Here is a 26531-nt window from a genome sequence, read left to right as displayed (position 1 = left end):
TCCGACCTCGTCCCCGCCCCGCCCTCGCAGCCTACGGCCGGGACGGAGCGGTGGCGGCGGTGAGCAGATGGCCGCTGACGCCGAGCAGTGACGGCTCCGACTCGGTGCGCCGGACCGCGTCCAGCGCCACGGCACGCCGGGCGGGGTCGTCCAGCCACTCCACCACGTCGCCCATCAGCCAGGCGGCGCCCTCGACACCGTACTGCCCGCCCGGGACGAGGCCCGCCTCGGCGAACTCGGCGGTCACCTCGTCGGGGCGGTGGAAGTAGGCGGTGGTGAACAGCGCGTCCGGTCCGCTGGGCCGAGTACGACCGTCGCCGAGGGTGGAGTGCACCCGGGCGGCGGTTCCCGGGGTGAAGTACCTGCCCTGGTTGAGCAGATCGTGCAGCCCGGCCCAGCGGTTGATGGTGGCGGCCACCACCAGCCCGCCCGGCCGCACCACCCGGGCGGCCTCGGCCAGCGCGGCCACCCGGTCGGCGCGCTCGGTGAGGTGGTAGAGCGGGCCGAGCAGCAGTACCGCGTCGGCCGAGCCGTCGGCCGCGGGGAGCGAGCGGGCGTCGCCGTGCCGGGCGGTGACACCGGGGAGCTCGGCGGCCTGGGCGACATGCAGCGGTACCGGGTCCAGCAGCTCGACCCGGTAGCCGTCCTCGGCGAGCCAGGCGGCATGCACTCCGCTGCCCCCGCCGACGTCCAGTACCCGGGCGGGTGCGGGTGGCAGCAGGCGGCGCAGCACATCCTGGGTGCGCCAGAACTCCAGCCGTCCGGCTCCGGTGCGGAGGCGGGCGTCCTCCTGGCCGCGGGCGTAGTAGGCGAGGATCTCGTCGGGGACGGGCGGCGGGGGCGCGGCGGCGAGCGGCTCGGTCATGGCACGAACCCTGACCGACGCTCCGGGAGTCGGCAACCGATAATCGGCGGCTGCGAGCGGGCGGCGCCGGTCAGCCCTGGTCGCGGGCGAGCCGGTCGAGTCCGTCGAGCAGGCCGGGCAGTTCGGGGCCGCGTCCGACGGGCAGCACCTCGCCGGGCTCGTCGTCGAGGAGCAGGAAGGCGATGTCGTCGGTACGGGCGACCAGGCTCCAGCCGGGGCCGTCGGCGCGTACGGCGCGGGCGTTCTCCCCGGCGGGGGCGGAGCGGACGCGGCCGGCCGGCGGCGGCGTCCGCAGATAGGCGGCGGCCTCTGCGAGCGCACGGGCGACGCCGGGGTGGCGGGGGCCGCTGCCGGGGTCGGTGAACCGCACGTCGGTGCCGGTCTGCTGCAGCCACTGGTGCCAGTTGCGGCCGATCTCATCGGCGCCCAGGCGGCGCTGGGCCGGGCCCCAGGCGGCAGGGTCGGGCGGGGTCAGCAGCGGGCCCTCGGCGTCGGCCGGGTCGTGCGGGTCGGGGATGCCCGGGGTCTGCACGGTCAGCTCCAGCGGCCAGCCCGGGAGGCTGGCGATCACGGTCCGCTCCGGAGGCTCCAGTTCGTACTCCAGCCCGCAGTCCCAGGCGGCGACGGCGCAGGCGACCAGCGCCGCGTCATGGGTGACCAGCGTCCAGCGGGCGCCGTCGGCGTCCTGGCCGAGGACCAGTCCGTAGCCGGCCTCCCACGGTTCCAGCTCGAGGGCCTCGCAGGCGGCCGCATAGTCGTCCGCGAGCACGGCCGGGAACTGCGCGGGCGTGAGCAGCAGCCCGGTGAGGACGTAGAACGCGTCCTGGTCGGTGGTGGTCACCACAGGCCTCCTCCTCCGGACCGGGCCCGGGTGGGTCCGGTGCGCGCAGACTAACCAGGTGGCGGCGCGGCGTCGAGGGGGGCCGGGGAAAGGCCGTCCGGCGGGGGCCGGCAGCCCGGCGGCCGACTGCGGCTGCTGAGCGGCCCGGCCCGGCGCCCTTCCGGCACCTGCTGCGCGCTGCCGGGCTGCGGCACCGGCCGGCACCTTTCCCGCCGCCGGGCTCCGTGTGCAGTGCGGCCGTGGCCCCGCGGACACCCGGGCGGCCGGGCCCTGTGGCGGGGGAGCCGCGCAGGTGCGAGGAGACCGGGCCGCGGGACGACCGGTGGGCGAGGGCGGCCCGGTGGCCGGCCCCTGCGGCTGGGGCCGGATCGGGTGCGGAGCCCGGGTCAGTACCGGGAGACCTCGTCGTAGACATGGATCGCGGCATTGCCGTGACTGGCGGAGAAGAGCCGGTCGTCGGACCAGTCGCCCGAGGAGTCGATGTCGCGGTGGCTGTTGGTGCCCACGATGTACCCCCAGCCCCGGTCGAGCCGCAGATCGTCGATCCAGGCGCCGCCGCTGCACCCGTGGCCCATGTCGCACCGCATCGTCATCATGTCGTCGGTCGCGCTGACGGCCGAGGTGGGGCCTTCGCAGTACCAGAGGTTCTGACCGGTGAAGTCGTCGCGCTGGTAGCCGTCGCTGGGGTAGCCGAAGTCGACCACCTGGCGGAAGTGCGTGCCGCCGCCGAAGTGGTAGCCCTGGGCGCCCAGCCGGTCGGCCAGGTTGCTGCCGTCCGACTGCGGATAGAAGGCCAGCGCCGCCAGGTCGTAGTGCCAGTCGCCGTTCTCCTGCCAGGCCTGCGGGGCGGTGGCGTACCGGAAGAGCCAGCGGCCTTGCGGGACCTGGCCGTTGTCGGCGTCGGGGACGAACATGAAGTCGTTGTAGTAGGCCTTGGAGCCGCCGCCGGCCGGGTGGACGCAGTGCCCGGCGGTCCACACGGTGTTGCGGTGGACGCTGTTGATCACGGTGGCGGTGCAACTGGCGTCGCCCATCGGGGTGGTGAAGTAGAGCCGGCCCACGGTCCTGGCGGGCATCAGCCCCTGGCCGCCCCAGCGCCGGGCCACGGGGGCGGCCGACGGCCGGTGGCCCTTGTCCCGGCCCCCGGTGACCGGGTGGACGGGGGCGGTGCCGGCTCCGATGCGGGGCGGGAGCGGCGGCTCGGGAGTGGTGCCCGACGTGGTCGGGCCCGATGTACGGGAGCGGGTGGGCAGCGGGATCGGCCGGGCCGCGCGCAGACGCGCCGCGGTCCAGTAGGCGTCGATCCGGGCGGCCTGCGCCCTGGTCGCGGTGCGTCCGGTGGCGGCTGCGGACGCGTGGTAGGCGGTGGGGCCCTCCACCGGGCCGCCCCTGGCCTGGGCCGGCGGGGCGAGGAGGGCTGTGAGCAGCAGGGCGGCTGCGCCCGCGGAGATGCGAAGGGGCGCTCGGCGATGCGGTCCTGGTATGTCCTGCGGCACGTCTCCTCCTCGCGCTGTCGAAACAGCTGTTGGACGGCTGTGCGGTCCCCACGCTAGGGACGGCCGGTCGCCGCGGGCGAGCAGACCGGTCCGAACGGGTGACGGTCGCGGTGCCGGCCCGGGGGCCGTCACCCGCGCCGGGCGGACGCGTTGAGCAAGGGGGGCAAGGGCTTTGAGGCGTCAGAGGAGTTGTGGGGATATCGAACTGACGGCTGGTCGGCATGCGTAGGCGGTGGTGCGACTGGACCTTGCCGGTGGCCGCCGCTAGGTTGGGGGCAGCTCTAAGTAAGGTAAGGCTTACTTAATGTCAATCCCATGCTGCCGTGCCGCAGCGTGAGCACCGCCCTGCCCGCCCGGAACCCACCGGAGCCCCTTGATGACCCTCGCCGTCGGCCGTCCGCTCGACCCGGCCGCAGCCCCGCCCTCCGGGCCGGCCGCGGCACGCACCGCCCAGGGGGCGGACGCTGTCCTCCGCCGCCAGCGCGCCCGTGAGTCATCGGCCCGCACCTACGCCAGGTCCTTCCCGATCGTGCCGGTCCGCGCCCAGGGGATGACCGTGGAAGGCGCCGACGGCCGCCGCTATCTCGACTGCCTCTCCGGCGCCGGCACCCTCGCCCTCGGCCACAACCACCCCGTCGTCCTGGAGGCCATCCGGCGCACTCTGGACCGGGGCGCTCCGCTGCACACCCTCGACCTGGCCACCGCGGAGAAGGACGACTTCACCGACGCCCTCTTCGACACCCTGCCGCCCGCCTTCGCCGACCGCGCCCGGATCCACTTCTGCGGACCGGCCGGCACCGACGCGGTCGAGGCGGCCCTGAAACTGATGCAGACCGCCACCGGCCGCCGCGGCGTCCTCGCCTTCACCGGCGCCTACCACGGGATGACCGCCGGCGCCCTGGCCGCCACCGGCAGCGTCGCCGTCAAGGAGCCGCTCCCCGCCGCCGGCGAGATCACCCGGCTGCCCTACCCCTACGACTACCGCTGCCCCTTCGCCGTCGGCGGCGACCGCGGCGCCGAACTCGCCGCCGTCTACACCGAGCGACTGCTCGACGACCCGTCAGGCGGAGTCCTCCCCCGGCCGCCATGATCCTGGAGGTCGTCCAGGGCGAGGGGGGCGCCGTACCCGCCCCCGACAGCTGGCTGCGCGAGATGCGGCGGATCACCGCCGAGCGCTCCATCCCGCTGATCGTCGACGAGGTGCAGACCGGCGTCGGACGCACCGGGGCCATGTGGGCCGTCGAGCACAGCGGCATCCTGCCGGACGCCATGGTGGTCTCCAAGGCGATCGGCGGCTCCCTGCCGCTGGCCGCCGTCGTCTACCGCGACGACTACGACGGCTGGCTGCCCGGCGCCCACACCGGTACCTTCCGCGGCAACACCCTCGCCATGGCCGCCGGCGCCGCCACCCTTCGGCTGGTCGCAGCCGATCGGCTGGCCGAGCGCGCCGCCGCCGTCGGCGCCCGGATCACCGCCCGGCTGCAGGCACTCCGTTCCGCGCTGCCGGTGGTCGGCGACGTCCGCGGACGCGGCCTGATGATCGGCGTGGAACTGGTCGACCCGGCCGGCCCGCCCGACCGCGGCGGAGCCCTGCCGCCCGCCCCGGAGCTGGCCGTCCGGGTGCGTACCGGCTGCCTGGAGCGGGGCCTGATCGTGGAGCTCGGCGGCCGTCATGACGCCGTCGTCCGGCTGCTCCCGCCGCTGACCATCAGCGACCAGCAGGCCGAGACCGTGCTGGAACGGCTCTCCGAGGCCATCGCCGAGGCGTCCGCGCAGGTCCGCGCATGACCGGCCGTACCTCTGCCGCCGGCCTCCCGCCCCGGGCCACCGCCCTCGCCGGCGGCCCGGACGGACCCCGGGCGCTGCGCCCGCTGCTGGAGACGGTTCTGGACGGCCTGGCGGAGGGCGCCGCGGCGCGCGGCGGCCCCGTACCGGCGACCACCCCCGGCAGGCTCGCCGAGCAGATCGCGCAGACCCTGGCCGAACTGGCCCCGCCGCCGGACGGCACCGGCGAGGAGGCACTCCACCGCCTCACCGCCCTGCTGGCCCACGGCAGCACCGACCCCGCCGACCCCTGCTGCGCCGCCCATCTGCACTGCCCGCCGCTGGCCCTGGCCGTCGCCGCCGACCTCGCCGCCGCCGCCCTCAACCCCTCCCAGGACTCCTGGGACCAGGCGCCCGCCGCAACGACCCTGGAAACCCTGCTGATCCGGGAACTGGCGGCCCTGGTCGGGTACCCGCCGGACACCGCGGCCGGGGTCCTGACGTCCGGCGGCACCGAGTCCAACCTGATGGGGCTGCTCCTCGCCCGCGACCGCGTCCTCACCCGGGCCTCCGGGCGCCCCACCGAGATCCACGGACTGCCCGCCGGCCCCACCCCGCGGATCCTCGCCTCTGCCGCCGCCCACTTCTCCGTGCAGCGCGCCGCCGCCCTGCTCGGGCTCGGCGAGCAGGCCGTGATCGCCGTCCCCGTCGACCGCGACCTGCGGATGGACCCCGAGGCGCTCGCCGCGGCGCTGAAGGAGACCGTCGCCCGCGGCGAGACCCCGGTGGCCGTCGTCGCCACCGCCGGCACCACCGACACCGGCTCGATCGACCCCCTGCACCGGGCCGCGGACCTCGCCGCCGAACACGGTGCCTGGCTGCACATCGACGCCGCCTACGGCGGGGGAGCCCTGCTCTCCGACCGGCTGGCCCCGCTGCTCGACGGCATCGACCGTGCCGACTCGGTCTCGCTGGACTGGCACAAGCTGGGCTGGCAGCCGGCCGCCGCCGGGGTCTTCCTGGTCCGCAGCGCCGACAGCTACGCCCCGCTCGCCCGCCGTGCGGCCTATCTCAACCCCGCCGACGACGAGGAGGCCGGCTACCCGAGCCTGCTGGGACTCTCCCTGCGCACCACCCGGCGCCCCGACGCCTTCAAGATCGCAGTGACCCTGCGCACCCTCGGCCGCAGCGGCCTGGGCCGCCTCGTCGACGCCTGCCACGACCTGGCCCACCACGCAGCCGCCACCGTGGACGCCTACCCGCTGCTGGAACTGCACACCCGGCCGGTGCTCACCACCGCCGTCTTCCGCTACCGCCCCCAGCGGCCCGAACTGCATGAGCCCGCCGTCCAGGACGCGGTCAACGCGGCGCTGCGCCGCCGACTGCTGCAGGAGGGCCGGGTGGTGATCGGACGCACCGAACTGCCCGGTGACGGCCCCGGACGCGTCCGGCTCAAGCTCACCCTGCTCAACCCGCACACCACCCCCGCCGACGTGGAGCGGCTGCTGCACACGGTCGCCGCCGCCGGTCAGGCCGAGGAGGCCGCCCGATGACCCGGTCGGCACCCCCGCACCCCATGGGCCGCCCTCCGGTCGGGCCCCTGCCGGACGCCGGTGACCCGCGCGAGCGGCCCGCCGCCGTACACCCCGGCGCGGCGGGTGCCCCGCAGACGCGGGCCGACGTCCATGAGGCCCGCTCGGCAGCGCCCCCGGCCGGAGGGACGCCGCGGCCCACCCCCGAAGGGTCCGGGAGTGACCCGGCCGTGCCCGGGCACTGCCACCGACCCGCCGGCCGCCACCGGTCCGGCGAAGCCCGGATCGCCGCCGGACTTCGGCCCGTCCCCGTCCATCTGCCCGATCCGCTCGCGGAGGCCCCCCGGTGACCGTGCCCCACCCCAGCGCCCCTGACCGACGTGTCCACGACCTCGTCGGCATCGGCATCGGCCCGTTCAACCTGGCCCTGGCAGCCCTCGCCGACGGCGTCCCCGGACTGCACGCCCTCTTCCTGGACGCCAAGCCCGCCTTCTCCTGGCACCCCGGACTGCTGCTGGAGGGCACCACCCTCCAGGTGCCCTTCCTCGCCGACCTGGTCACCATGGCCGACCCCACCAGCCGCTGGTCCTTCCTCAACTATCTGCGCGCCCACGACCGGCTCTTCCCCTTCTTCTTCTCCGAGCGGTTCCACATCCCGCGCCGGGAGTACGACCACTACTGCCGCTGGGTCGCCGAGCAGCTGCCCAGTTGCCGCTTCGACGCCCCGGTCACCGCCGTGGAGTGGGACGCGGCCGCCGGCGCCTTCGCCGTGGTCCACGGCGGCCCCGCCGGGCCGCGCCGGGTCCTGGCCCGGCAGGTGGTGCTGGGGGTGGGCACCCGGCCCGTCGTCCCGGAACCGCTGCGGCCGTTGCTGGCGCCCGGCCGGGTCCTGCACAGCGCCGACTACCGCGACCACCGCGAGGCCCTGGCCGGCGCCGCGGACGTCACCGTGGTCGGTGCCGGGCAGTCCGGCGCCGAGGTGCTGCTGGACCTGCTGCGCCGGCAGGACGGCAGCGGCGCCGGGCCCTACGTCCGCTGGCTCGCCCGCTCCAGCGCCTTCGCCCCCATGGAGTACTCGAAGATCGGCCTGGAGCACTTCACCCCCGACTACATCCGGTGGTTCCGGCGGCTGCCCGAGACGGTGCGGGACCGCCTGGTCGGCGAGCAGTGGCAGCTCTACAAGGGGGTCAGCGGCGAGACCCTCGGTGAGATCCACGACGAGCTCTACGAGCGGACCATCGGCGGAGGACCCCCGAGGGCCGCACTGCAGCCCGCCACCGCGATCACCGGTGCCGAGCGGGACGGCGACGGATATCTGCTGAGCTGCCGCCACACCCAGGACGGTGCCCGCTTCACCGTGCGCACCGACCGGATCGTCCTCGCCACCGGCTATGCGGCGGCACGGCCGGCCTTCCTCGACCCGATCGCCGACCTGGTCGACTGGGACGACCAGGGCCGCTACCGGGTCGACGGCGAGTACCGCGTCGCCCTGGACCCACGGGTCGGCGGCACGCTCTTCGTGCAGAACGCCGAGATGCACAGCCATGGCGTGGGAGCGCCCGATCTGACCCTGGGCGCCTGGCGCGCCGCCACCATCCTCAATGCCGCCACCGGCCGCACCGTGCTCCGCCTGCCCGCCCGCACCGCCTGGACCACCTTCGGCACCCCGGCCCCCGTCCCCACGCCGGCCGTCCCCGCTGACCCGGGCACCACCCGCCGCCGGGGCCGCGGGTCGTCGTACGGTGCCCGCGCCCCCGGACCGGGGGAGCCGCGTACTGCGGGGCCGGATGGTGGACCACTGAGCCGCCGCGGCCGGCTCTTCGGGCCGGCCTCACCGGCCGGGAGCGGATCGGTGGCTTCGAACGGCTTCGGGACCCTTGGCAGGCCCCGGCGGACAGGTCACTGCTGCGGCGGGCCCAGCAGCAGCTCACGCACCTGCTGCCAGGACTCCTCGTCCGCCGCCACCAGCAGTCCGTCCATCGGGCGGTCGGGCCGGTAGGGCGTGCCGTCCAGTCGCTGCGACACCCCGCCCGCCTCGCTCACCAGCAGTGACCCGGGGGCATGGTCCCAGGGCAGGGTGCGCCAGAACAGGGTGAACTCCTGGTCGCCGGCCGCGATCCGCGGGTACTCGACCCCGGCCGCCCGGCTGCCCGGGCTCACTGTGCCGAAGGACCCGGCGCGGGACCTTATGCTGCTGCGCATCTCCGGCTCCAGGAAGCGGCCCAGCACCGCGCCCCGCCAGGACTCCGGCCCGCCCCCGGCAGGGGCGCGCTGCAGCCGCTCGCCGTTGCACCAGGCGCCCGCGCCCTTCTCGGCGGCATACGCGGTCCGGTACTCCGGCTGCCAGATCCAGCCCGCGACCGTCTCCCCGGACCGGATCAGCGCCGCCATCACCGCGTAGTCGCCCTTGCCGGCGACGAAGTTGCCGGTGCCGTCCAGTGGGTCGACCAGCCATACCGCGGGTTCGCTGCAGACCGCCTTGACCAGCGTGGGGTCGGCGGAGACCGCCTCCTCGCCGACCACCGGCACCGGCAGCAGGGCGTGCAACCGCTCTGCGATGATCAACTCCGCCTCGCGGTCGGCCACCGTGACCAGGTCACCGGGCGCCTTCTCCATGACCTCTCCGCAGGAGAGTGCCCGGAACCGCGGCTCGATCACCTCCGCCGCTGTCTCGGCGAGGATCTCCGCCACCTTCTCGAGCACCACGCGCTGCTCCTCTCGCTTCCCCCTCACTCTCCCACGCGGTTGATCGCGATGCCGGACCAGGGACGGCCGGGGCCCGGTGCGCGGGGCTGCGGCGGGCCGTGGGCGTCCCGCCGTAGCCCGTCGAACCGATGCCGTCGAACCGATGCCGTTGCGGCCGATGTCGTTGCGGCCGGTGACGTCGCAGCCGATCCGGAGCCGCAGACGGCCGGGCTGCGCCGGGCCGGGCGGCCCGCCGGGGCCCGGCGGGCCGTCACAGGGGCGGGCGGCGGGTCAGTCCACCACCGGGCTGCGGCGTTCCAGCAGGACCACATCGCGCCACACCCCGTGGTGGCGGCCGACGCGTTCCCGGACGCCGACCTCGCGGAAGCCCGCGGCGAGGTGCAGGGCGATGCTGGCCTTGTTCTCTGGAAAGATGCCGGACTGGACGGTCCAGATCCCCGCGGCCTCGGTGGATTCGATCAGTGCGGCGAGGAGTGCGCGGCCGACGCCGCGGCCGCGGGCGGGCGGGTCGACATAGACCGAGTGCTCGACCACGCCCGCGTAGGCCGGCCGGCTGGAGACGGGGGAGGCGGCGACCCAGCCCAGCAGCTCTCCGTCGGGGCCGAGGGCGACGAAGCGGTGGCCGGGGAGCCTGCTGCGGTCGAAGTCGGTCCAGTCCGGGGCCGACTCCTCGAAGGTGGCGTCACCCTCGGCGATGCCCGCCCGGTAGACGGCCAGGACGCGGTCCGCGTGCCCGGGGGCCATCGGGACGATCCGGGGGCCGGCGGCCTCCGCCGGGGCGCCGTCCCGGTCCGGGCCGAGGTCCAGGCCGAGGCGGGCGGCGAGGAAGCAGGTGGTGTCGGCGGTGAGGCCCACGCTGCGGGAGACCGAGCGGGCACCGTGGCCGACGTCCTTCTCCCGGCGGAGCAGCACGGGCCGGCCGTCGGGGCCGCCGGTGGTGGCCCACTGGAGTGCGGCGCAGAGTTTGCGGGCGTGCAGCGGATCGACCCGGGTGTCCTGGTCGAAGACGGTGAAGAGGACCGCGGGGTAGGCGGTGCCGGGCCGCACCCGGTGGTAGGGGGAGTAGGCCAGCAGCCAGCCCAGCTGCTCGGGGTCCTCGGCGGTGCCGTACTCCTCGTTCCAGGTGCGGCCGAGGCCGAAGTGCTCATAGCGCACCATGTCCAGCAGCGGCGCCGAGCAGACCGCGGCCGTGTAGAGGTCGGGACGCTGGGTGACCGCGGCGCCGACCAGCAGGCCGCCGTTGGAGCCGCCGGAGACGCCGAGCCGGCCCGGCAGGCAGACGTCGTGGTCCAGCAGCCACTGGGCGGCGGCGTGGAAGTCGTCGAAGACGTTCTGCTTGCGGTCCATCATTCCGGCGCGGTGCCACTCCTCGCCCTCCTCCAGACCGCCGCGCAGCCCGGCGATGGCGTAGACGCCGCCCGCCTCGACCCAGGCGAGCACACCGGCGGAGAAGCCGGGGGTGAGGGAGACCTGGAAGCCGCCGTACCCGTAGAGCACCGTCGGACGGGGGCCCGGCGGCAGATCCGCGCGGGCGATCACGAACATCCGCACCTCGGTGCCGTCCGCCGACGGATAGACGATCTGACGTACCGTCACCTCAGGCAGCCCGACCCGGCCCGGGGCCTCGGCCCAGGGGGTCGTCCTGCCGGTGCGCCCGTCGTAGCGCAGCACCCGCTCCGGCGCGGTGTGGTCGCCGTAGCCGAACCAGGCCTCGAAGCCGCCGCCGGGCGTCCTCGGGTCGGAGGGGGAGAAGCCGGACACACTGCCCAGCCCCGGCAGTTCGACGGTGTGCAGCAGCCGCCCGTCGGCCAGGTCGTGGACGGCCACCTCGGAGACGGCGTGGCGGCCGCGGCGGACCAGCAGCTGCGGTTGCCAGCCGGGGTCGCGGCCGTCGCCGTACAGCACGGTGACGTCCTCCAGTACCGCGACGGGGTCCTGCGGCACCAGCTCCGTCAGCAGCTGCTCCCACTGCGCCGGGGGCAGCCCCGCAGGGTCGGTGGCCGCCGAGTACAGCGTCTCCGGGTCGCCCACCAGCACCCGGCCGCGTGGGGCGTCGGCGTCGGTGAAGACATAGGCCCGGCCGTCCTCGCCGACCCAGAGCGAGGTCTGGTCGTCGCAGCCGGTGCGCAGCGGCCGCAGCCGGGGCTGCTCCGGCGACGCCTCGGCCAGGTCGGCGAGGTACAGGTCGCTGCGGGGGGCGGTGCCGGCCGAGGCGGTGACGGTCAGCCAGCGGCCGTCCCGGCTGGCCTGGACGCCGTAGTAGTTGGTGGCGGCCAGCCCCGCGCCGAAGACCTCGACGTCCTCGGCCGGATCGGTGCCCAGCCGGTGCAGGTACACCCGGCGGTGGTACTGCTCCTCGCCGTCCGGGACCAGCTCGGGGGCGAGGCGCCGTACGTAGTAGAAGGCCTCCCCGTCGGGGAGCCAGGCGACGGGGGAGTAGCGGGTGCGGTCGGTGGGCCCGTCGATCACCTCGCCGGTGGCGACGTCCATCACCCGCAGCACGGACTCCTCGGTGCCGCTCTCGGACAGCTGGTACGCCAGCAGGCGGCCGTCGTGCGAAGGGGACCAGCCGTCGAGCGTGGTGAGGCCCTCGGGGTCCACGGCCACCGGGTCGATGAGGACCCGCTCGGGGGCGTCCTGCGGAGCGGCGGTGCCGTCGGCGGCCGGGTCCACGGTGAGCAGGACGCCGTGCTCCTGGCCGGAGGTGCGGCGGGTGAGGAAGCGGCGACCGCCGTACCAGTAGGGGCTGCTCTCGTAGCCCACCCCGTTGAGCTCGGTGAGCCGGGCGGCGATCCGCTCCCGGCCGGGCCACTGCCGCCTGGCGGTGTCCAGCAGCTCGTCCTGGGCGGCGGCCCAGTCGCGGGTCTCCTGGGAGGCCGCGTCCTCCAGCCACCGGTAGGGGTCCGCCACCAGGTGCCCGAACAGGTCGTCGACCACATCGGCGCGACGGGCGGGCGGATAACCGGACGGGATGCCGGGAAGCGGCTCCTGCGCAGACTGCGTCACCATGAACGGCAGCCTAAGGCCTGTGCGGTGGATCTCCCGGCTGTGCGGTGGATCTCCGTCCGCCCTTGGGCGGCCGGTGCCGGGCCGGGGTCTGCGCGCGGTGCCGGGCGGGTGCGCGGTGCCGGGCGGGTGCGCCGGGCGGCCGGGTCAGGGCAGCGGCGGGTGGTCGGGTTCCGCGCCGATGCGGTGGCGCAGCACCTTCTCGTACTCCTCGCGGACCCGCCGGTCCATGGCCAGGGTGAACTGGGCGTCGGCGACGGTGCGGCCCAGCGGGCGCACCCGCAGGACGGTCTCGGTCAGCCGGTGCGCCTCCTCTGCGCTGACCCGGCTGCCCTCCAGTCCGCCGAGCAGCTGCTCGCTGATCAGCCGGACGAAGATGTCGGCGACGGCGTCCGCGCACTCCTGGGTGCGGCGGGCGACTTCCAGGACGGCGGAGAGCGGGATCCCCTCCTGGACCAGCGCGACGGTGGCGTCCATCAGCCGCCGGCTGACATGGGTGACGCCCTCCTGGTCGACCGTCACATAGCCGAGTTCGGTGGCCGCGCGGGTGTTGTCCTCGTCGAGCTGGCCGGGCAGCGCCTTGTCGATCTCGGACCAGGTCAGCGTGACCGGGACCTCGTCCGTCCAGGGGGCGATGATGGCGTTCTCCAGGCCGATCAGCTCGGCGACGTCGCGGCCCTCCTCGCCGGCGGCCAGCAGCTCGGTGATGCCGCCCAGGGTGTGGCCGCGCTCCAGCAGTTCGGCGATCACCCGGAGCCGGTCCAGGTGGTCCTGGGAGTACCAGGCGATGCGGCCCTGCCGGCGCGGCGGCGGGAGCAGTTTGCGCTCGCGGTAGAAGCGCAGGGTGCGCACCGTGATGCCGGCCGCCTCGGCGAGCTCCTCCACCCGGTACTCGCATCGTCCGGGCCCGCGGCCCGGGGCGCCGTGTGCCCCCGGCCCGGCAGGGTGCCCCGCGGCCGGCCGGTGCTCGTTGTCCACCACGGGGCCAGCATAGGCGCGGCGAGGTTCGCGGCCGGCCGGTCCGGGTCCGGCCCCGGACGGGGATGTGTCCTGCGTCACAGGCTGTATTGGACCTTCCGTCAACAAAGCTGCGGGTCTACCCTCCCAACCATGCCAGTGAATACTGGCAGAGTTCTTGGCCCAGCCTGATCCAGCCCAGCCTGATCCAACCCGGCCTGATCCAACCCAGTCCGATCCGACCCGGCCCGATCCAGCCCGGCCTGATCCAACCCAGTCCGATCCGACCCAGGAGGACGCCCATGGCATCCGCAGAAGCACCCGGCACGGCGCCCGGCACGACTCCCCATGTCCGGGTCGCCGTCATCGGATCCGGCTTCGGCGGCCTCGGCGCCGGGGTGCGGCTGCGCCGAGCGGGGATCACCGACTTCGTGATCCTGGAACGCGCCGCCGCCGTCGGCGGCACCTGGCGGGACAACAGCTACCCCGGGTGCGCCTGCGACGTCCCGTCCCACCTCTACTCCTTCTCCTTCGCCCCCAACCCCGAGTGGCCGCGCAGCTTCTCCGGCCAGCCGCACATCCGCGCCTATCTGGAGCAGGTCGCCGACACCTTCGGCCTCCGCCCCCATCTGCGCTTCAACGCCGAGGTCAGCTCGGCCCGCTGGGACGCGGGCACCGCCCGCTGGCAGCTCTCCACCGCCGCCGGGGACTGGACCGCCGACGCCGTGGTCTCCGCCACCGGCCCGCTCTCCGACCCGCAGATCCCCGACATCCCGGGCGTGGACACCTTCCCCGGGCGGGTCTTCCACTCCTCCCGGTGGGACCACGACTACGACCTCACCGGCAAGCGGGTCGCGGTCGTCGGCACCGGCGCCTCCGCCATCCAGATCATCCCGGCCATCCAGCCGCAGGTGGCACGGCTGACGGTCTTCCAGCGCACCCCCGCCTGGGTGCTGCCCCGCGCCGACCGCGAGATCACCGGCGTGGAGAGGTGGCTGCACAGCAAGGTGCCGCCGTCCGGGGCGCTGCGCCGCGCCCTGCTGTTCGCCGTCCGCGAGCTCCAGGTGGACGCCTTCGTCAACCGCCCCCGCCTCCTCGGTGCGGTGCAGGCGATGGCCAGGCGCCATCTCCACCGGGCCGTCAGCGACCCCGCGCTGCGCTCCCGGCTCACCCCGGACTACCGCATCGGCTGCAAGCGCATCCTGCTGAGCAACTCCTACTACCCGGCCCTGGCCGCCCCCACCACCGACGTGGTGGCCTCCGGGCTCGCCGAGGTGCGCGGCTCCACCGTGGTGGCCGCCGACGGCACCGAGGCCGAGGTGGACGCCATCGTCTTCGGCACCGGCTTCCATGTCACCGACATGCCGGTCGCCGACCGCATCACCGGTGCGGCCGGCCGCACCCTCGCCGAGGAGTGGGGCGGCACCATGGAGGCGCTGCGCGGCACCACCGTCCACGGCTTCCCCAACTTCTTCATGGTGATCGGGCCCAACACGGGCCTGGGCAACAGCTCGATGATCCTGATGATCGAGTCCCAGCTGAACTACATCGTCGACGCACTCACCCGGATCGACGCCCTCGGCGTCGCCGCGATCGACCCCACGCCCGAGGCCCAGCGGCGCTGGAACGACGACGTCCAGCACCGGATGCGCTCCACCGTCTGGGCCACCGGCGGCTGCACCAGCTGGTACCTGGACGCCGACGGCCGCAACACCACCGTCTGGCCCGGCACCACCAGCCGCTTCCGCCGCGAGACCCGCCGGGTCGACCTCGCCGAGTACACGCTGCTTGACCGCCCTGCCGACCGCCCGCTCGCCGCCGCCGCGGCGTCCGCCCCCGCCCCCGCCCCCGCCCCCGCCGAGGAGGCTGCCCGATGAGCCGGACCTCCCTCCCCGAGGACTGCGTACCGCCCGCCCCCCGCCGTGAACTGCGGGTGCGCTCCGCGGACGGGACCTGGCTGCACGCCGAGGTCCACGGCCCCGAGGACGCCCCCACCGTGGTGCTCGCCCACGGCTGGACCTGCTCCACCGCCTTCTGGGCCCCGGTCGTCCACCGGCTGGCCGCCGACCACCGGCTGGTCGCGTACGACCAGCGCGGCCACGGCCGCAGCGCCGCGCCCGAGAACCCCGCCGGCTACAGCACCGCCGCACTCGCGGACGACCTGGAGGCCGTGGTCGAGGCCACCGTGCCGCACGGCACCCGGGCGGTGCTGGCCGGACACAGCATGGGCGGCATGACCATCATGGCCGCCGCCGACCGTACGGCGGTCCGCGACCGGACCGCGGCCGCGCTGCTCGCCAGCACCGGCAGCGCCGCACTGCTGGAGGCGCTGCGTGTGGTGCCGTTCGCCGGCCGCACACCGAGGGTGCGCCTTGCGCTGCACCGCGCGCTGCTCTCCTCCACCCTGCCCCTCGGCCCGGTCACCCCGGTGAGCCGCGCCGTGCTGAAGTACGCGGTGATGGGCCCTGCCACGCCCGTGGAGCGGGCCGAGGCCTGCGCCCGCATCGTGCACGCCTGCCCCCGCCGGGTGCGGGCCGGCTGGGCGCAGGTCCTCGGCGAGCTGGATCTGCACGCCGAGGTCGGCCGGCTCGCCGCCCCCGCCTCCGTCCTGGTGGGCACCGCGGACCGGCTGACCCCGCCCGTCCTCGCCGAGCGCATCCATGAGGCGCTGCCGCACTCCGAGGGCCTCACCCGGCTTCCCGGCATCGGCCATATGTCGCCCGTGGAGCGCCCGGACTCGGTCGCCGACGAGATCCGCCGCCTGGTCACCGTCCACCTCACCGCCGGACCCGGCGCCGCCCCCGCGGGCACCGCCGTGGCAGCCGCCGATGCCGAACCGAGGAGTGCCACCGCATGAGCCGCACCCCGCCCCTGTCCTCCCAGGTCGCCGTCGTCACCGGCGCCGCCCGCGGTGTCGGCGCCCTGCTCGCCCGCAAGCTCGCCGAGCGGGGTGCCAAGGTCGCGCTGCTGGGCCTGGAGCCCGCAGAGCTGGAGAAGGTCGCGGCGGCCTGCGGCCCGGACGCCACCCACTGGGAGGCCGATGTCACCGACCTGGACTCGCTCACCGAGGCGGCCCACCGCATCCGGGCCCGCTACGGACGCGTCGACACCGTCGTCGCCAACGCCGGCATCGCCATCGGCGGCCCGCTGCTGGACTCCGACCACGCCGCCTTCAGCCGGGTCATCGAGGTCAACCTGCTGGGCAGTGTCGCCACCGCGCGGGCCTTCCTGCCGGCGCTGGAGGAGTCCCGCGGCTATCTGCTGCAGATCGCCTCGCTCGCGGCCATCACCCCGGCACCGCTGATGAGCGCCTACTGCGCCAGCAAGTCCGGGGTGGAGGCCTTCGCCCACTCGCTGCGTGCCGAGACCGGCCACAAGGGCGTCAAGGTCGGTGTGGGGTACCTGAGTTGGACCGACACCGACATGGTGCGCGGCGCCGACCAGGACGAGGTGCTGCGCGAGATGCGGGCCAGGCTGCCCTGGCCGGCCAACCGGACCTATCCGCTGGAGCCCGCGGTGGACCGGATCGTCGCCGGTATCGCCCGCCGCTCCCCGCATGTCTACGCCCAGTGGTGGCTGCGCGGCATGCAGGCGGTCCGCGGCACCGTGCCCTCCGTCATCGGCCGGATGGGACCCCGGGAGATCCGCCGTCTGGAGCCCCGCCTCAAGGCCACCGCCGCGCAGCGGCTGGGCGCCGTGGGCGCGGGCGGCGCCGCCGACACCGAGGCCCGCAAGGCCCGTACGACCGACTGACCGTCAGGGCCGGCACCGCTTCGGCGGTGCCGGCCGCTCCCAGCGGCCGGCCCCCGCCCCGGTCCGCGTCGGGTGTCGGGGACGACCCCCGACGCGTTGGCCCCCGCCGGTCCGCCGGCGGGGGCCTTCGCAGGTCATGCCCTTACAGACTGGTGCACACCGTCCCGTTGAGGCGGAAGACGGTCGGGGTGGGGTTGGCCCCGTTGTTGGCCCCGACGAAGCCGAAGGACGCCGTCGATCCGCCGTTCGCCGCCAGGACGCCGTTCCAGTCGATGTTGTTCACATGGACGTGGCTGCCGGTGCTGGAGATCGAGGCGTTCCACCAGGAGGAGACCGACTGCCCGGGGGAGGGCCAGTCGAAGTCCAGCGTCCAGCCGTTGATCGCGGTGTCCGCCAGGTTGGTGACGGTCACCGAGGACACAAAGCCGTTCCCCCAGCCGCTGTCCACGTGGTACGAGACCGTGCAGGTGCTGTGCTGCGGGGTGCCGGTGGTGAAGGTCAGCGGCTCGGAGGGCAGGGAGAGCCGCCCGCTGGGGTCGGTGGCCAGCACATTGACGGTGTGGCTGCTGCCCGGCGGGAGATTGTACAGGGTGACCGAGGTCCCGGTGGACTCGCCCAGCAGCTGCACATTGGTGCCCAGCTGCTCGTAGACCTCGTAGCGGGTGACCGGGCCGGTGCCGGCCGAGGCGGGCCAGGACAGGGTGGCGGTGGTGTCGGTGACCGCGGTGGTCACGGGTGCGCCGGGGACGCCGCTGACGGCCGACGGGGCGGTGCCGGTCTTCGGGTGCAGCACCACCGTGGTGAGCGAGTACGGGGCCACCGTGACGCCGGAGGCCGTGGCACCGTCGGACGCCGCGGTGATGTCGGAGTCGCCACGGGCCCAGCGCTGCACCTGGGGGGTGCCGGCGGCGGGGGTGAAGCCGCGGTAGTGCAGGGCCACCGTGTGGGAGGCGCCGGGGTCCTTGTTCACCAGCATCACGGCGAGGTCGCCGTCGGCCTGCTGCACCGCGTGCACCGAGATCTGCTGGTCGGTGGAGGCGGAGGCAACCATGGTGTCGCCGGTGCTGCCCAGCGAGCTGAGCATCTTCAGCCCGTAGTAGGGCGCGAACGGGGTGTTGGCGGCGGGCTCGCAGACATCACCGGTGCAGGTGGCGCCGGACAGCATGCCCATGTCCCCGTAGTCGGTCTCGCCGTCCACGGTGGAGATGGCGCCTGCGCCGTTGTGGGTGTCCCACCAGTCCACGGTGAAGACGCCGCTCTCCAGGGCCGTCATCATCGCGTCGGCGGTGAACAGGCCGTTGGGGCGGGTGGTGAAGGGGGCACTGCCGGCGTTGGCGTTGACCTCGGTCATGGCGATGCCGATGTGCGCCGAGTCGGCCCCGGCGTACTGGTTCAGCTGGTTGCGCACCTCGCGCAGCTCGCCCGGCAGCTGGGAGACGCTGGCGAGTGCCTGGTCGCCGCTGTTGGCCCCCGGGTACCAGTGGACGCTGACGAAGTCGATGTCATGGGCCACGGCCGCCAGCACGGTGTGGTTCCAGTCCCCGGCCTCACCGGCACCGATGATCCCGTCCGGCCAGTTGCCGGGCATGGTGAGCACCGCGCCGATCTTCACGGTCGGGTCGACGGCCTTCATCGCGGAGGCGTAGGCCAGCACCTGGCGGGCGTACTCGGCCGGGCTCTTGTCGGCGTGGGTGTCGTTCTCCCAGCCGTTGCCGTAGTGGCCGTTGCCGTAGATCTCGTTGCCGATCTCCCAGTACTTGGCGCCGTACTTCTTTCTCCACGTTGGCGTAGCGGACCCAGTCCGCGGCCTCCTCGGGGGTGCCCGAGCCGTAGTTGGCGATGATCACCGGCTGGGCGCCGGTGGCCTTCACCGTCCCCATGAAGGAGTCGAAGTCGGTACCCGGGGCCACATAGCCGCCGGGGGCGGTGTTGTCCTTCCAGTGGTAGATGTCCGAGTAGGAGCCGCCCGGGTAGCGCATGGCGCCGACCCCGGCGGCCTTCATCAGGGTGGCCACCTCCGGGTCGTTCATGTGCGAGTCCCAGATCGCGGCGTTGACGCCCCGTGCGGCGCCGCCGAGCGTGCCCAGGCCGGCCTGGGTGTTGACGGTGACATCGGCGTCGGCGGCCGGCGGGGCGGTGTCCGCAGCGGCGGACGGTCCGGCGGACGGCAGCACGGCCAGCAGCGCGGCGGCGGCGACCGAGGCGACGCCGGCGAGCCGGCGGCGTCTGCCGGAGATGGGGGCCAGCGATGGCATGGGTGCGTTCCCTCCCGGGACGACGGCGGTCCCGACGGGCAGGCCTGGACCGCGAGAACGGAGTTGGTACGTGGCGCTGCCGCGTTCTCCGTCGACGATCCGGCGACTGGGGGGTACGCGATCTGGGAGCGCTCCCATGATGGGAGCGTGTGCATCCGGTGTCAACGACTGTGCGGTGAAGGGTCCAAGGTGGCCGGAGTGGGCCGATATCGGGGCCGCCGGCATCCGGGGAGCGGTGTCCGCGGCGCGGCCGCCCTCCCTGGGGGAGCACCCGGCGGCTGTCGGCCGGGGATCCGGGTCCGGCGGACCGTCCGCCGGACCGGCGTATCCCGGGCCGGTACCGCGCACCGGGTCGAAAACCGGTACCCGGACCGGTCTGTGCAGGGCACCATCGCTGTCCATGACCACCGACCGCCTGCTGATCCTCTCGCCACGCGTCACCGACACCCGACTGCAGCTGGCCGCGGCCGCCCACCGCCGCAGCCTGCGGACGGCGATCGCACACGGCTGGCGGCGGCCGGAGGAGGCCTCCACCGGGGCGCCCGCCCATCTCTACGGCGGCCCGCTGCTCGCCGACTGCCTCGGCAACGCGCTCGGTCTGGCGCCGCTGGAGCCGCCGGCGGACTGGCCCGCCCGGCTCCCCGAGGAGTTGACCTGCCGTCGGATCGAGGCGGTCACTCTTGCCGAGGCCCGCCGGCTGCGACGTCCGGCCTTCGTCAAGCCCCCCGGCGACAAGCACTTCCCGGCCCGGATCTACCCGGACGGCTCCCGGCTGCCGGGACCCGACGCCATGGACGACGACCTGCCGGTGCTGGTCAGCGACATCGTCTGCTTCGTCCATGAGTACCGGCTGTTCGTCCTGGACGGCGCCGTTCACACCGCGAGCCGTTTTGCCACCGGGCCCGCGCTGGACATGGCCCCGCTGGACGACGACCCCCGGGAGGCCGATGTGCATGCCTTCGCGCGTGAGGTGCTGAGTGCGGCCGACGGCACCCTCCCGTCGTCCGTCGTCGTGGACGTCGGTCTGCTCGACGACGGCCGCTGGGCGGTCGTCGAGGCCAATCCCGCCTGGGCCAGCGGCGGTTACGCCTGCGACCCGGACCGGGTTCTGGACGCGGTGGTCCGCGCGGCCGCCCCGGCCGCCGAGACCTCCCCGTACGACCTCGGCTTCGCCCGGCCGCTGCCCGAGGTGGTGGGCTGAGGTCCCGCCCCTTCGCGGGCATCGGCCGGTGCCCGGCCGCGCACCCGGCGGCAACCGCCGCCGGGTGCGCGCGGGCCCGTTGATGTCGGCCCCCGCCTCGGCGATCCTGATCGAGGATCTCGTGCGGACCACCGACGGATGACCACCGAACGCACGCCTCAGCGGTCGGCGGGGGCCGTCCGGACGGCGCGCTCCACGGCGGCCCAGGCACCGCGCAGGGCCGCGGCGGTGGCGGGGTCGGTGAGGGCGCCGTCGGGGCCGAGCCTGGAACGGACCATGCCCACGCCCAGTGAGGCCTCCGGGACCAGGGCGGCGGACATCACGGTCAGCGTCTCGGTGAGCCAGGCCCGCGCCCGGTCGCCGCCGGCCGGGTGCGGGGAGGCGGTGAGCAGCGCCACCGGCTTGCCGACCAGTTCACCGCTGCCGACCAGCCACTCCAGCGCGTTCTTCAGCACCCCTGGCATCCCGTGGGCGTACTCCGGGCTGGCGATCAGCACCGCGTCCGCGGCTGCCACCGGTCCGCGCCAGGCCCGCACGGAGGCGGGGGCGTCGTCGGGATCGACGCCGGGGTCGAAGTACGGCAGTGCGGTGAGCGCCGTATGGACGGTGGCCTCGCTGCCGGGCGGGAGCAGTCCCAGGGCGGCGTGCATCAGCGTGGTCACGGTGGACTCCGGACGCAGGCTGCCGGACACGGCGAGGATCCTCATCGTCCGCAGCCTACCGGGAAGTTGCCCACCCGGCCGGTCGTCGGAGCAAGGGGGCGGCTAAGCGGCGCAGGGCCGCGGCCGCGGTCTGTCTGCGGCGTCAGGCGGTGTCAGGCGGCGTCAGGCGGCGTTCGGCGGGGTCCCGGGAGGCGGTCCGTTTCGGCCGGGGTGGCCGGCGCCCGGCCGGGCGGCCCCGGGCGTCGGGCGGAGCGACCGACCGCCGGACGCCTTCTTCCCGGGGGACACCGCGCCGTGCCGCGCCGCGCGGGGTCGGGGACGGGTCGCGCAGCCGGTAGCGTCCCGGACATGACGACTTCTCTCATCACCGGCGCCACCGCCGGGATCGGGGCCGCGTTTGCGCGGCGGCTGGCGGCGGACGGGCACGACCTGGTGCTGGTGGCCCGGGACGGCAAGCGGCTGGAGGAGGCCGCTGCGGAGCTGCGCACGGTACGGGGCCGGGAGGTGGAGGTGCTGGTGGCCGACCTGGCCACGGAGGAGGGGATCTCCGCGGTGGAGCGGCGGCTGGCCGACCCGGCGCGGCCGGTGGACGTGCTGGTCAACAATGCCGGGTTCGGCAACCGGGGGGCGTTCCTCGAGGTGCCGCTGGAGGCCGAGCTGACGATGCTCAAGGTCCATGTGGAGGCCGTGCTGCGGCTGACCTCCGCCGCGCTGCCGGGGATGCAGGACCGGGGCCGCGGCCGGGTCGTCAATGTGGCCTCGGTGGCGGCGTTCCTGCCGCGGGGCACCTATGGGGCGAGCAAGGCGTGGGTGGTGAGCTTCACCCAGGGGGTGGCCCGTGACCTGACGGGCTCCGGGGTGCAGCTGATGGCGCTCTGCCCGGGGTTCACCCGTACCGAGTTCCATCAGCGGGCGGGCATGGGGACCTCCAACATCCCCGGCTGGGCCTGGCTGTCGGTGGACCGGGTGGTCGGCGAGGCGCTGCGGGACCTGGCCCGGGGCCGCACCCTGTCCGTCCCCAGCCTGCGCTACCGGGCCGTGGTGTGGCTCACCCGGCTGGTGCCGCCGGGCGCCTTCGGCCGTGCGTCCTCCAAGGCGGGCCGGCAGTACCGCACGGACTGAGGCGCGGGGCGGGGAATGGGACCGGTAATCGTGAGGTTGCCTAACAATGAGTATTACTCTGTATGCTCGGATCCCGCCCCGCCCCACCTCGGAGCCGCCCGTGAAGCCGCAGGGACCCAACTGGACCCCGCCCGTACTCGCCCCCGGGGAGAAGCCACCGCCCGCCCAGGTGCGCCGCATCGTCGGGCTCTTCCGCCCCTACCGGGGCCGACTCGCCGTCGTCGGCCTGCTGGTGGGCCTCTCCTCGCTGGTCTCCGTCGTCTCGCCGTTCCTGCTGCGGGAGATGCTGGACCACGCCATCCCCCAGGGCCGCACCGGGCTGCTCAGCCTGCTCGCCCTGGGCATGGTGGCCACCGCCGTGGTCAACTCGGTCTTCAGCGTGCTCCAGACGCTGATCTCCACCACCGTCGGCCAGCGGGTCATGCACGACCTGCGCACCGCCGTCTACACCCACCTCCAGCGGATGTCGCTGGCCTTCTTCACCCGCACCCGCACCGGTGAGGTGCAGTCGAGGATCGCCAACGACATCGGCGGGATGCAGTCCACCGTCACCTCCACCGCCACCTCGCTGGTCTCCAACCTCACCGGTGTGGTCGCCACCGTCATCGCCATGGTCGCCCTGGACTGGCGGCTCACCGTGGTGTCGCTGCTGATGCTGCCGGTCTTCGTGTGGATCAGCCGCCGGGTCGGCAACGAACGGAAGAAGATCACCTCCCAGCGGCAGAAGCAGCTTGCCGTCCTGTCCACCGCCGTCCAGGAGTCCCTGTCGGTCAGCGGCATCCTGCTGGGCCGCACCATGGGCCGCGGCGACTCGCTCTCCCGCGAGTTCACCGAGCAGTCCGACAGCCTCGCCGATCTGGAGGTGCGCTCCAGCATGGCCGGGCGCTGGCGGATGTCCACCATCCAGATCGTCATGTCGGCGATGCCCGCGGTCATCTACTGGGCCGCCGGGCTGGCCACCGCCGCCGGCAGCCCCGTGGTGTCACTGGGCACCCTGGTCGCCTTTGTCTCGCTGCAGCAGGGCCTCTTCCGCCCCACCGTCTCGCTGCTTGCCACCGGTGTGCAGGTGCAGACCTCGCTGGCGCTCTTCCAGCGCATCTTCGAGTACCTGGACCTGCCCGTGGACGTCGCCGAGCCCGCCGACCCGGTCCGCCCGGACCGCATCCGCGGCGATGTCGGCTTCGAGGGCGTCGAGTTCGCCTACGACCCCGCGGCGGACCGGCCCACCCTCACCGGGATCGACCTGGCCGTCCCGGCCGGCGGCAGCCTCGCCGTGGTCGGCGGGACCGGCTCGGGCAAGACCACCCTCAGCTATCTGGTGCCGCGGCTGTACGACACCACCGCCGGCCGGGTCACCCTGGACGGCATCGACGTCCGCGACCTGTCCTTCGACACCCTCGCCGCCGCCGTCGGAGTGGTCTCCCAGGAGACCTATCTCTTCCATGCCTCCGTGGCCGAGAACCTGCGCTTCGCCAAACCCGACGCCACCGACGAGGAACTGGCCGAGGCCGCCCGTGCCGCACAGATCCACGACCACATCGCGGCACTGCCCGACGGCTACGACACCGTGGTCGGTGAGCGGGGCTACCGGTTCTCCGGCGGTGAGAAGCAGCGGCTGGCCATCGCCCGCACCATTCTGCGCAACCCGCCGGTGCTGATCCTCGACGAGGCCACCAGCGCCCTGGACAACCGCACCGAGCACGCCGTGCAGCAGGCCATCGACGCCCTCGCCGCGGGCCGCACCACCATCACCATCGCCCACCGGCTGTCCACCGTCCGCGACGCCGACCGGATCGTCGTCCTGGACGGCGGCGGCATCGCCGAACAGGGCACCCATGACGAGCTGATGGCCCTCGGCGGCCGCTACGCCGCCCTGGTCGCCCGTGACGACCTGGTCGCGGCCGACGTCGTCTGACGCAGAGTGCGACCGGGCGGGCGCCGCGGCCCCGGGCCGCCGCCCCCGCCGGGGCGCCGGGTCACAGCACCGAGCGGACCGCCTCCGGGGTACGGCCGACGACCGCATGGCCGTCGTCGGCCGTGATGATCGGGCGCTGGATCAGGGACGGATGCGCCGAGAGCGCGGCGATCCAGCGGGACCGCTCGCCGTCGGTGCGGGGCCAGGAGGCGAGACCCAGCTCGGCCGCCGCCGCCTCGCCGGTACGGGTGATGTCCCAGGGCTCCAGGCCGAGCCGCTCCAGCACGGCGGCGATCTCCCCCTCCCCGGGCGGGTCCTCGAGGTAGCGGCGGACGGTGTACTCGGCGCCGGCCTCGTCCAGCAGCTCCACGGCGGAGCGGCACTTCGAGCAGACGGGATTGAGCCAGATCTCCATCCGCACAGCCTACGGGCGGCGCCCGGACCCCGAATCCATGCGGTACGACCTCTGGACTCCCGTACGGGACCACTGCCACGATTCGCCACACCCCAACAGGGAGCCAGGACTCGGCCGACAGGGGAGTGGCAGCGGTGGATGCGCAAACGACCGGAGGCGCAGGCGGCGCCCCACGGGACGGCCGGCCGCGCCCCGTGCCGATGGCCCCGACCCGGATGGTGTCCCGCGACGCCGAGGAGGACCCCGGGCCGGCGGGGCCGGAGCGGCCCGGGCCCGGCCGGGACCGCCCCTGGTACCGCTTCTACGCCGACGGCGTCCCGCACCGCGTCACCGTCCCCAACACCCCCGTCACCGGACTGCTGGACGATGCCGCCGCCCGCCACGGCCGCCGTACCGCGCTGGTCTTCTTCGGCCGCGGCACCCGCTACCGCGCACTGCGGCGCGCCGTGGACCGCTTCGCCGCGGGGCTGCTGGAGCTCGGGGTCAAGCGCGGCGACCGGGTGGCGCTGGTCCTGCCGAACTGCCCGCAGTTTGTGATCGCCTTCTACGCGGCACAGCGCATCGGAGCGGTCGTCGTGCCGACCAATCCCCTCTACACGCCCAGTGAACTGCGCCATCAGCTCGTCGACTCCGGCGCGGTGCTGGTGGTCGTCCATGACGGCGCCTATGCGACCGTCGCCGCCGTGCGCGACGGGACGGCGCTCAGACATGTGGTCACCACCAGGCTCAGCGAGCAGTTCCCGCTCCGGCTGCGCCTGCTGCTCCGGCTGCCGCTGGCCAGGGCCCGCGCGGCCCGCGACAAGCTGGGCCCGCCGCTGCCCCCCGACGCCGACACGGTGCCCTTCACGGAGCTGGCCCGCACCCGCCGCCCGCGCGGCGGGGTGCCGCAGGCGCAGGTGCACCCCCGCCGGGTCGCGGTCCTCCAGTACACCGGCGGCACCACCGGCACCCCCAAGGGCGCCATGCTCACCCACCGCAACCTGGTCGCCAACGCCCACCAGGTGAAGGCGTGGTACCCGCAGCTGCGGGAGGGACGCGAGACCGCCCTCGCCGTGCTGCCGTTCTTCCATGTGTACGGGATGACCCTCGGGCTGACCGTGGGCCTGATCGCCGGTGCCCGCACCGTACTGCTGCCGACCTTCGACACCGACCTGGTGCTGCGGGCCGCCCGACGCCACCGGCCCACCCTGTTCCCCGGGGTGCCGCCGATGTACGACCAGCTGCTGCGCCGCAGCCCGGCGGAGCTGCGGGCGCTGCGCACCCTGCGCAGCTGCATCTCCGGCGCGATGCGGCTGCCGCCGGAGACGGTGGACCGTTTCCAGCAGGCCACCCAGGCGTCCCTGGTGGAGGGGTACGGGCTGACCGAGGCGGCCCCGGTGGTGCTCTGCAATCCGTTCAACGCCAATGCCCGCCCCGGCACGGTCGGCATCCCCCTGCCGGGCACCGAGGCCAGGATCGTCGACGAGACCGATCCGGAGGTCGACCAGCCGCCCGGGGTGGCGGGAGAGCTGATCGTCCGGGGGCCGCAGGTCTTCGCCGGGTACTGGCACGAGCGCGAGGACTCCACCCGGATGCTGCACGACGGCTGGCTGTTCACCGGGGATGTCGCGGTGATGAGCCCGGACGGCTTTGTCACCGTGATCGACCGCAAGCGGGACGTGATCATCGCCAGCGGCTTCTCGATCTTCCCGGCCGAGATCGAGGAGGTGCTGCTCACCCATCCGGCCGTGGCCGAGGCGGCGGTGATCGGCGTCCCCGACTCCTACCGCGGTGAGACGGTCAAGGCCTGTGTGGTCCTGCGGCAGGGGAGCGCGCTGTCGGCGCAGGCGCTGGAGGCCTACTGTGCGGCCAGGCTGACGGCGTACAAGGTCCCCAAGATCGTCGAGTTCAGGACCACGCCGCTGCCGCGCAATCTGATGGGCAAGGTGCTGCGCCGGATGCTGCGCGAGGAGGCCGCGCCCGGCGCCGTCTGAGTGCGCGGTCCGAGCGGTGCGGTCCGGGCGGTGCGGTCCGGGCGATCCGTCCGGGCGGCCCGGTCCGG

Annotated in this window: 19 protein-coding genes and 2 pseudogenes; 10 read left to right on the top strand and 11 right to left on the bottom strand. The window is 74.6% G+C overall.

Annotated features, from left to right (window positions below; genetic code table 11):
- Positions 1 to 31 precede the first annotated feature (31 nt).
- The 3 genes from AB0761_RS09065 to AB0761_RS09055 form a co-directional block, all read right to left on the bottom strand.
- A complete protein-coding gene (locus tag AB0761_RS09065) occupies positions 32 to 865 on the bottom strand; it encodes a class I SAM-dependent methyltransferase (protein ID WP_377268454.1) in 834 nt (277 codons plus the stop codon).
- A 70-nt stretch (positions 866 to 935) separates the two neighbouring features.
- The gene (locus tag AB0761_RS09060) at positions 936 to 1709 is read right to left on the bottom strand and encodes a hypothetical protein (RefSeq protein ID WP_377268453.1); all 774 of its coding nucleotides are present in this window, start codon (positions 1707 to 1709) and stop codon (positions 936 to 938) included.
- A 383-nt stretch (positions 1710 to 2092) separates the two neighbouring features.
- Positions 2093 to 3202 (bottom strand): trypsin-like serine peptidase, encoded by a 1110-nt coding sequence (locus AB0761_RS09055; protein ID WP_377268452.1) that lies wholly within the window; start codon positions 3200 to 3202, stop codon positions 2093 to 2095.
- Between the two features lie 376 nt (positions 3203 to 3578).
- On the opposite strand from AB0761_RS09055, the pseudogene AB0761_RS09050 reads away from it, so the two are divergent.
- From AB0761_RS09050 to AB0761_RS09040, 3 genes and pseudogenes are all read left to right on the top strand, one after another.
- Positions 3579 to 4990: pseudogene (locus tag AB0761_RS09050) on the top strand (diaminobutyrate--2-oxoglutarate transaminase family protein).
- The gene (locus tag AB0761_RS09045; RefSeq protein ID WP_377268451.1) at positions 4987 to 6519 is read left to right on the top strand and encodes a pyridoxal phosphate-dependent decarboxylase family protein; all 1533 of its coding nucleotides are present in this window, start codon (positions 4987 to 4989) and stop codon (positions 6517 to 6519) included. Before AB0761_RS09050 ends, AB0761_RS09045 begins: the two are co-directional and overlap by 4 nt.
- A gap of 325 nt (positions 6520 to 6844) precedes the next feature.
- The gene (locus tag AB0761_RS09040; protein ID WP_377268450.1) at positions 6845 to 8497 is read left to right on the top strand and encodes a lysine N(6)-hydroxylase/L-ornithine N(5)-oxygenase family protein; all 1653 of its coding nucleotides are present in this window, start codon (positions 6845 to 6847) and stop codon (positions 8495 to 8497) included.
- On the opposite strand, the gene AB0761_RS09035 is transcribed toward AB0761_RS09040, so the two are convergent.
- From AB0761_RS09035 to AB0761_RS09020, 4 genes and pseudogenes are all read right to left on the bottom strand, one after another.
- Positions 8398 to 9204, bottom strand: coding sequence for an inositol monophosphatase family protein (locus tag AB0761_RS09035; RefSeq protein ID WP_377268449.1), 807 nt, complete (start codon positions 9202 to 9204; stop codon positions 8398 to 8400). The two genes, AB0761_RS09040 and AB0761_RS09035, sit on opposite strands and share 100 nt — an antisense overlap.
- 270 nt (positions 9205 to 9474) lie before the next feature.
- Positions 9475 to 9948 carry a GNAT family N-acetyltransferase gene (locus AB0761_RS09030; protein WP_377273979.1) on the bottom strand — a complete coding sequence of 158 codons (474 nt, stop codon included), beginning with the start codon at positions 9946 to 9948 and terminating at the stop codon, positions 9475 to 9477.
- A 75-nt stretch (positions 9949 to 10023) separates the two neighbouring features.
- Positions 10024 to 12213 (bottom strand): annotated as a pseudogene (locus AB0761_RS09025) (prolyl oligopeptidase family protein); the annotation flags it as partial.
- 144 nt (positions 12214 to 12357) lie between these two features.
- Positions 12358 to 13191 carry a MerR family transcriptional regulator gene (locus tag AB0761_RS09020; protein WP_377268448.1) on the bottom strand — a complete coding sequence of 278 codons (834 nt, stop codon included), beginning with the start codon at positions 13189 to 13191 and terminating at the stop codon, positions 12358 to 12360.
- A 278-nt stretch (positions 13192 to 13469) separates the two neighbouring features.
- Here AB0761_RS09020 and AB0761_RS09015 point away from each other — a divergent pair, with 278 nt between their 5' ends.
- The 3 genes from AB0761_RS09015 to AB0761_RS09005 are packed head-to-tail and all read left to right on the top strand — an operon-like array spanning position 13470 to position 16920.
- On the top strand, positions 13470 to 15044 hold the full coding sequence (locus AB0761_RS09015; protein WP_377268447.1) for a flavin-containing monooxygenase: 1575 nt from the start codon (positions 13470 to 13472) through the stop codon (positions 15042 to 15044).
- On the top strand, positions 15041 to 16024 hold the full coding sequence (locus tag AB0761_RS09010; protein ID WP_377268446.1) for an alpha/beta fold hydrolase: 984 nt from the start codon (positions 15041 to 15043) through the stop codon (positions 16022 to 16024). The genes AB0761_RS09015 and AB0761_RS09010 overlap by 4 nt, the downstream gene beginning before the upstream one ends.
- Positions 16021 to 16920, top strand: a complete 900-nt coding sequence (locus AB0761_RS09005) for an SDR family oxidoreductase (RefSeq protein ID WP_377268445.1) — start codon at positions 16021 to 16023, stop codon at positions 16918 to 16920. The genes AB0761_RS09010 and AB0761_RS09005 overlap by 4 nt, the downstream gene beginning before the upstream one ends.
- Positions 16921 to 17062: 142 nt before the next feature.
- On the opposite strand, the gene AB0761_RS09000 is transcribed toward AB0761_RS09005, so the two are convergent.
- Both AB0761_RS09000 and AB0761_RS08995 read right to left on the bottom strand, forming a co-directional pair.
- Positions 17063 to 18574, bottom strand: coding sequence for a cellulose binding domain-containing protein (locus AB0761_RS09000; protein WP_377268444.1), 1512 nt, complete (start codon positions 18572 to 18574; stop codon positions 17063 to 17065).
- Entirely contained in the window at positions 18468 to 19175 is a 708-nt protein-coding gene (locus AB0761_RS08995) for a hypothetical protein (RefSeq protein ID WP_377268443.1), read from the bottom strand. The genes AB0761_RS09000 and AB0761_RS08995 overlap by 107 nt, the downstream gene beginning before the upstream one ends.
- 400 nt (positions 19176 to 19575) lie before the next feature.
- On the opposite strand from AB0761_RS08995, the gene AB0761_RS08990 reads away from it, so the two are divergent.
- Complete coding sequence (locus AB0761_RS08990; protein ID WP_377268442.1) at positions 19576 to 20376, top strand: ATP-grasp domain-containing protein; 801 nt, start codon at positions 19576 to 19578, stop codon at positions 20374 to 20376.
- Between the two features lie 158 nt (positions 20377 to 20534).
- Here AB0761_RS08990 and AB0761_RS08985 read toward each other — a convergent pair whose 3' ends face one another.
- Positions 20535 to 21083 carry an NADPH-dependent FMN reductase gene (locus tag AB0761_RS08985; protein ID WP_377268441.1) on the bottom strand — a complete coding sequence of 183 codons (549 nt, stop codon included), beginning with the start codon at positions 21081 to 21083 and terminating at the stop codon, positions 20535 to 20537.
- Positions 21084 to 21386: 303 nt separating this feature from the next.
- On the opposite strand from AB0761_RS08985, the gene AB0761_RS08980 reads away from it, so the two are divergent.
- Together AB0761_RS08980 and AB0761_RS08975 are read left to right on the top strand one after the other, a co-directional pair.
- Complete coding sequence (locus tag AB0761_RS08980) at positions 21387 to 22160, top strand: SDR family NAD(P)-dependent oxidoreductase (protein WP_377268440.1); 774 nt, start codon at positions 21387 to 21389, stop codon at positions 22158 to 22160.
- A gap of 100 nt (positions 22161 to 22260) precedes the next feature.
- Positions 22261 to 24075: an ABC transporter ATP-binding protein gene (locus AB0761_RS08975; RefSeq protein ID WP_377268439.1), complete on the top strand. Its 1815-nt coding sequence runs from the start codon at positions 22261 to 22263 to the stop codon at positions 24073 to 24075.
- 61 nt (positions 24076 to 24136) lie between these two features.
- Here AB0761_RS08975 and AB0761_RS08970 read toward each other — a convergent pair whose 3' ends face one another.
- The gene (locus AB0761_RS08970) at positions 24137 to 24490 is read right to left on the bottom strand and encodes an ArsC/Spx/MgsR family protein (RefSeq protein WP_377268438.1); all 354 of its coding nucleotides are present in this window, start codon (positions 24488 to 24490) and stop codon (positions 24137 to 24139) included.
- 134 nt (positions 24491 to 24624) lie between these two features.
- Between AB0761_RS08970 and AB0761_RS08965 the strand changes: the two genes are divergently transcribed.
- Positions 24625 to 26463 (top strand): AMP-binding protein, encoded by a 1839-nt coding sequence (locus AB0761_RS08965; RefSeq protein ID WP_377268437.1) that lies wholly within the window; start codon positions 24625 to 24627, stop codon positions 26461 to 26463.
- The last annotated feature ends 68 nt before the right edge of the window (positions 26464 to 26531 follow it).

This window comes from Peterkaempfera podocarpi, assembly GCF_042466665.1.
GTDB lineage: Bacteria > Actinomycetota > Actinomycetes > Streptomycetales > Streptomycetaceae > Peterkaempfera > Peterkaempfera podocarpi.
Note: the sequence above shows the minus strand (reverse complement) of the source record. Positions and strands in the feature narration are given on the sequence as shown.